Origin of the sequence: Porphyromonas sp. CAG:1061 (assembly GCF_000435035.1) — a bacterium.
GTDB lineage: Bacteria > Bacteroidota > Bacteroidia > Bacteroidales > Porphyromonadaceae > Porphyromonas_A > Porphyromonas_A somerae.
Genome location: NZ_HF988932.1, coordinates 1 through 6084, shown reverse-complemented (window position 1 = coordinate 6084; position 6084 = coordinate 1). Strand labels below are relative to the sequence as shown.

At 42.5% G+C, this 6084-nt stretch carries 5 protein-coding genes and 1 pseudogene; 3 read left to right on the top strand and 3 right to left on the bottom strand.

Annotation, left to right across the window (positions count from 1 at the left end):
* From QVO39_RS06705 to glmS, 3 genes and pseudogenes are all read right to left on the bottom strand, one after another.
* Positions 1 to 629, bottom strand: a pseudogene (locus QVO39_RS06705) (methylaspartate mutase subunit E); the annotation flags it as partial.
* Between the two features lie 87 nt (positions 630 to 716).
* Positions 717 to 2102: a methylaspartate mutase accessory protein GlmL gene (gene glmL / locus QVO39_RS06700; RefSeq protein ID WP_021903532.1), complete on the bottom strand. Its 1386-nt coding sequence runs from the start codon at positions 2100 to 2102 to the stop codon at positions 717 to 719.
* 72 nt (positions 2103 to 2174) lie between these two features.
* Complete coding sequence (glmS, locus tag QVO39_RS06695; protein ID WP_018029165.1) at positions 2175 to 2585, bottom strand: methylaspartate mutase subunit S; 411 nt, start codon at positions 2583 to 2585, stop codon at positions 2175 to 2177.
* A 698-nt stretch (positions 2586 to 3283) separates the two neighbouring features.
* Here glmS and serS point away from each other — a divergent pair.
* The 3 genes from serS (at position 3284) to QVO39_RS06680 (ending at position 6044) form a co-directional block, all read left to right on the top strand.
* On the top strand, positions 3284 to 4576 hold the full coding sequence (gene serS, locus QVO39_RS06690; RefSeq protein WP_021903531.1) for a serine--tRNA ligase: 1293 nt from the start codon (positions 3284 to 3286) through the stop codon (positions 4574 to 4576).
* A gap of 66 nt (positions 4577 to 4642) precedes the next feature.
* Entirely contained in the window at positions 4643 to 5446 is an 804-nt protein-coding gene (locus tag QVO39_RS06685) for a DUF3108 domain-containing protein (protein WP_021903530.1), read from the top strand.
* A 13-nt stretch (positions 5447 to 5459) separates the two neighbouring features.
* Positions 5460 to 6044 (top strand): HD domain-containing protein, encoded by a 585-nt coding sequence (locus QVO39_RS06680; protein ID WP_021903529.1) that lies wholly within the window; start codon positions 5460 to 5462, stop codon positions 6042 to 6044.
* Positions 6045 to 6084 lie beyond the last annotated feature (40 nt).

The following is a 6084-nucleotide window of genomic DNA, read 5'->3' as shown; positions in this document are numbered from 1 at the left end:
TCAACACCAGCTTCTGCATACATACCACAAAGTCTATCCGTATACTGCCAATAGCGGATGGTTTTAGCTAGTGAGTGATCTTTAGAGTAGGGGATATTGTAAGAGATACCACCACCCTCGTAAGAGGTAAATCCACCTGCAATTGAAATCTCAGTTAGGAGTCGTGCATCAGGGGTACCGTGTCTTACTTGCACTGGATTCCTCAAAGATGAGGTCACTGTACGGCAAATCTCTACTCCATAGTTGACGATTGGAAAACCATTAAGCATCGAGCGCCCGCTCTCCTTACTCTTCTCAATACCTACTTGTGCTTCGTTGTATCTATTCAGACGTGTGTAGCTATCAACAGTAGATGGAAGAAGATCTGCCTCACCTTCTCTCTCTAGGAACTGTAGGAGCTTAATGTGCTCATCATAAAGAGCTACACCTGCTCGAGGCTGAATCAATGTTACACCAGCTTTATCAGCTTTTTGGAGCTTCTCATCAAAGCGCTGTGACTTTGGAATCTTTTTCTGGTACTCTACGGCCTCTTCAAAGTCTACATGTGCACCAGTAGGCCATTGTTGTAAGACCTCTTCTCTCTCTTTTTGAAATTCTGCATCGCTAATGCGGACGTTACGGATTTCCATACTATAGTTTACTTATATATAAGTGTGGGTTGTTAATTGTCTTAATCTCATAAGGATAGAAGCTACTAAGCGTATCTTCTATGTAATTTAGTTCACCAAAACGAGCTCTTTCTTCATTATTTTAAGTGCCACGTCTGGTAGCTCTTGGCTGAGTAGCCCCATCGATGCCATAATATAAGTTTTGTCGATCATGAACTTTGGCTCCTTTGGTCTAGCAGCTTCAAAGTGTGCAGGATCAAACTGAGCCCCACTAAGCACAAATGCTGGGTCATCACTATGGATAATGGCTCCACCAATGCCCAACACATTTTCGACTTTAGTGAGGTCTTTCCCATCAATGGTATATAGTTGACCCATAGGGGTATACACTGACTTCATATGTCCAACATGCCGATCAATTGCTATTGAGACAGCCCCTTTGGCTAGAGCCTTTTCCATCTTGGACTCTCTTTCGTCTGTGGCTCGTGTGGAGGGCTTTGCTACACAAGTATTGACCCAATTCTGTAGCTCATCAGCTGTGAGTCCCAGTTCAGCACCTACATCGTGTAGGTCAAGTTCATCAGCTAGTGATGAGAGGCTATACCTCATGCCTAAGTCGCCCTCAACGGTACGCTTATTATGAGGCTCTGGAAGCCCTCTTTGTACAATATTAGCAGATTGTGGCTCACCCTTAGCAATTGAATAGACATCAGTGGTTGCTCCACCTAAGTCTACAGCCAACATCTCACCAATCCCTTTTTCGTTGCGTGTACCCATACTGAGTAGCTCGCACGCTCTCAAAACTGCCAATGGGGTAGGGATGATTTCATTATTGGCCATAGCCTGAGCTTGGTGCAATCCTTTAGCATCAATGATTTGGTCAATAAACAGCTGCATGATACACTCTTTTGCAGGAATCACATTGAGTGTATTGAAGTCGGGCATCACGTTATCTGTAATGACGTGTGGCCTTCCTGCCTCAGTCAGTATTTTATCTACCTCTTCCGAAGCATTTTTATTGCCAGCCACTACGATAGTAAAATTACCTTTAACGGTCGACAATCGCTTGGCGTTATTGATAACGGTTTCGCGATTACCACCATCTGTACCACCACAAAGGAGTATCAGATCAGGGGCAATCTGCTCAATTTCCTCGGCTTCCTTACGGCTAATCTCAAAGGAGTAGGTCTTAACCACCTTTGCTCCTGCACTGCTAGCAGCTGTTCGAGCTGCTTTGGCAGTCAATTCTGGGACAAGACCCGAGGCAATCATCTTGAGCCCACCTGCTGCACTGCTGCAGCACAGAAAACGGTCGTATTGCCAAGGGGATCCAAGTTTGTTTGCAAGATCACTAAGGGCATTTGAGAGACCCTCCATCACATCAGTCTCAATAGTAGTAAAGGCGGCACCTGTAGCTACTATCTCGCACTTGTCGGTATCAATAGCTGTCACTTTGGTGTATGTGCTTCCAAAGTCAGCGGTAAGGTACTTCATCTTTTAGTCAGATATTATTAAGTCGTTTGATATATGCAAATGCATAGAATTTAGACATAATGCTGAGAAGTACTATAGCCCAAAGATCTTATGTAGGTCTTCTATGGTTTTTTCGATTGGGGTATTTGGTGGATAAACACAGTCAAAGCCCATTTTCTTAAATCGAGCTTCTACATCCTTAAACTCCTGCTTGCCTACAACGAGGTTACCACCTGCTAATAGTGGTATATTCTTTAGACCAGCCTCATCGCACTTTTCTCTTAGACCTTGGCAGTCAATCTCACCATGACCATAGAGCGAAGAGACGAGAATAGCATCAGCATTAGTCTCTATAGCTGCGTTAATAAATTCGCTTTGAGAAACCATCACTCCAAGATTAACCACCTTGTAGCCTGCTTGAGATAAGGCATAAGCGATGATTTTGTTGCCAACCGCATGAGCATCAGCTCCTATCACACCTGTTACAACGGTTTTTCCATTCATAGTCAATAAATACTCTTCTTGCTTTTGAGTTCGTATTCGGGTTGTAATTATTTTTCTGAGGCAAGTGGGTCGTTATTCCCGATATCCATACCCAAGTGTCCCTTTCTCATTATTTCCACAAAGATAAGTATAAAATAAGACTATAGCTCACTAATTCATCAATACTTGCTAAATAACAATTTCGTATGCCGTTGGAGAGAAAATTGGCAAAGGAATCTACTATGTTTTGTGGTTCTTTTTGTGCCCCCAACGATTAGGCTTTAGGAGAGGTAAAAGTTAGTTGCAACTATGCAATCACTGAGTTGCAACTAAGCATTTGCCGAGATGCAACTAACCGATCGCCGAGTTGCAACTCAGTTGGACGTTAGCTATAGTGCTTTATTTCAGTTAATTATAAAAAGCATTTGAGTCCCGTCTTAACACACCATACCTAAATCTAAATTTACAATTGATAGCCAACCAATATAATGTGGGCACAGCTTTCAGGCAAAAAGAGCTTGAGAGCTTCAAAAGTCTTTGAATATTGGTGGGTATTTTCTTCACTAGGCTGAAACGCTCCCACAAAAACGTTGAGGCATAGTCTATAATTACATTAAGATTATACTGAATATGGATATATTTGTATCTTTGTAAAAGGTAAATATGATATAGGTACTACATTATAGAGGATGGTATCGTAATTTTAATAGTAATAAGAAATGCTGACAATTAAATATCTTTTGGAGAATAGCGATGAAGCTATTGAGAGACTGGAGATTAAAAATGTAGATGCTCGCGAGGTGATTGAAAAGCTACGCGCTCTTGATGAAGAGCGTCGCTCCACTCAGAGCGCTTTGGATAACTCTCTTGCGGAGCAAAATAAAATCTCCAAGGAGATAGGACTTCTGATGCGTGAGGGAAAGCGCGAAGAGGCCGAGAAAGCTAAGTCAGCCGTATCGGAGCTAAAGGAATCGTCTAAGGATTTAGAGGCGAGAAAAAAGGAGCTGGAGTCTCAGATCCATCAGCTAGTTATTGAGTTACCTAATGCTCCACATCTATCCGTGCCAAAAGGACTCACTGCTGAGGATAATAAAGTTGAGAGAACTGGAGGTGAAATTAGACCATTCCCAGAGGGGCTTGAGATACTGCCTCATTGGGAGCTTGCAAAGAAATATGACCTTATTGACTTCGAGTTAGGAGTTAAGATCACAGGAGCTGGATTTCCTGTATACAAAGGATATGGTGCTCGTTTGCAACGTGCTCTTATCAACTTCTTCTTAGACAATGCAAGAGAGGCAGGTTACTTAGAGGTTCAACCTCCTTATGTAGTCAATGAGGATTCGGGATACGGAACAGGTCAGCTACCAGATAAGGAAGGTCAGATGTATCATTGCGATATAGACAATTTATATCTAATCCCTACAGCGGAAGTCCCTGTAACTAATATCTTCCGTGACGTGATTGTAGAGGCTAAGGAATTTCCTATTAAGGTAACAGCATACTCTGCTTGTTTCCGTAGGGAGGCTGGTAGCTATGGGAAGGATGTGAGGGGGCTTAATCGTCTTCATCAGTTCGATAAGGTTGAGATCGTACGCATTGATCACCCTGAGCACTCTTATGAGTCTCTCAAAGAGATGGTCGCCTATGTTGAGAGCCTGGTGCAGAAGCTAGAACTCCCTTATCGTATCTTACGCCTGTGCGGTGGGGATATCAGCTTTACTTCAGCACTAACATTTGACTTCGAGGTCTTCTCTGAAGCACAAAAGAGATGGCTTGAGGTAAGCTCTGTCTCCAATTTTGAGAGTTTCCAAGCCAACCGCCTAAAGTGCAGATTTAAGAATGAAGAGGGAAAGACTGAACTATGTCATACACTGAATGGTAGTGCGCTGGCTCTACCTCGTATTGTAGCTGCACTTCTAGAGAATAACCAGACTGCTGAAGGCATCGTAATACCCAAAGCACTACGCCCCTATACTGGGTTTGACATCATCCCTCTACCAGAGAGTCGTTAAACGAAGTTTATTGCTCTCTATCTTATTGTTGTATGGTTTGATAGTGAGCACTAAATAGATATTGGTATGAAGATTAAGGTATTTACGAGGGGAGTCGTAGTTGTATTAATGAGTCTTCTCTCATGGGGGGCTTGGGCACAGACAAGTAGGCTGCCTAAGTCTGCAATCTTTACGAGTGGTGAAGAGTTGCAGTATAGTATCAACTTTCAGTGGGGGTTGATTAAGGGAAAACTCGCTGAAGCATCTATTACAAATAGGCAAACGCGAGACGGTCAATACTTTAGTCAGTTATTGATGCGTACCACTAGCCTTGCTGATACTTTCTACCCAATGCGCGATACTCTGGAGACCCTCTATAGTGCACAAAAGCTTCCTCTTAGATTCGAGAAGCGTGTCAATGAAAATGGTTATATCGCTAATGATATCTCGACTTATAACTACTCACCCTCAACCATCAGTGTAAAGAATACGCGAAATGCTAATGGGGAAATCAAAGTCGATACCACTATGATATTTAAGAAGTCGGAGGTGGAAGTGGTAGACTTGCTATCGACTTTGGCACTATTGCGCACTTTTGATTATGTAAATACTACCAAGTCATCGCCTATCAAGGCGACTGTATCACTCGGTAGAGACAAGGTGAATGTAGAATACCAAGTACTTGGTACAGAGACTATCTCTATGCCGGATGGCACAAGGAGACAGGCAATGAAGGTAGGTATAAGGGTGGATGATAAGACGTTTAAGAAAGGCAAAAGCGCAATCATAGTGTGGCTAACTAGGGATCGAGACCAGGTGCCTGTTAAGATTAAAGCCGAACTGAAAATAGGCTCGGCAAATCTACAATTAACATCCTATAAACGGAGCTAGTTATCTTTGTTTCATGGCAACAAAAGGAAAGGAATTAAGATCCCCTAAGGGAGGTCTTGATGTATGTGCTATATTAGAAAAGTATTATCAGAAACACTCGCAAGCGTATCAAATCCTCACCATTCATAGCGAATGTGTAGCTAAAAAAGCGTTGGAAATTGCGAGGAGAAGAAAAGAGTGGAAGCTGGACAAGGCTTTGATTTACGAGGGAGCGATGCTACACGATATAGGTATATTTAGATGCGATGCACCTAGTATTGGGTGTGTAGGTGAAGAGCCTTATATTAAGCATGGAGTTATCGGTAGTGAGCTACTTATGTCTGAAGGACTTCCTAAGCATGCTTTGATCTGTGAACGGCATACTGGTGTGGGGATAACGTTGGAAATGATCATCCAAAGAAATCTCCCTTTACCACACCGAGAGATGGTGCCAATATCTCTTGAAGAGCAGATTATCTGTTTCGCAGACTGTTTCTTTTCAAAAAGTGGTGATCCCACTAAAGAAAAAAGTGTGGAACAGATTGTCAAAGGTATGAGCAAGCATGGGGCTGAGCAAGTCTTGAAGTTTCAAACTTGGTGTAAATTGTTTTTATACTAAGCAATGTCACATAAAATAGAGGGTGCATAAAGCTTTATGC

Excerpts from the sequence above, each read along its gene's own strand:
- QVO39_RS06685 (WP_021903530.1), top strand. The coding sequence starts at position 4,643 with ATGAAGATTAAGGTATTTACGAGGGGAGTCGTAGTTGTATTAATGAGT.
- glmS (WP_018029165.1), bottom strand. The coding sequence starts at position 2,585 with ATGAATGGAAAAACCGTTGTAACAGGTGTGATAGGAGCTGATGCTCAT.
- QVO39_RS06680 (WP_021903529.1), top strand. The coding sequence starts at position 5,460 with ATGGCAACAAAAGGAAAGGAATTAAGATCCCCTAAGGGAGGTCTTGAT.
- serS (WP_021903531.1), top strand. The coding sequence starts at position 3,284 with ATGCTGACAATTAAATATCTTTTGGAGAATAGCGATGAAGCTATTGAG.
- glmL (WP_021903532.1), bottom strand. The coding sequence starts at position 2,102 with ATGAAGTACCTTACCGCTGACTTTGGAAGCACATACACCAAAGTGACA.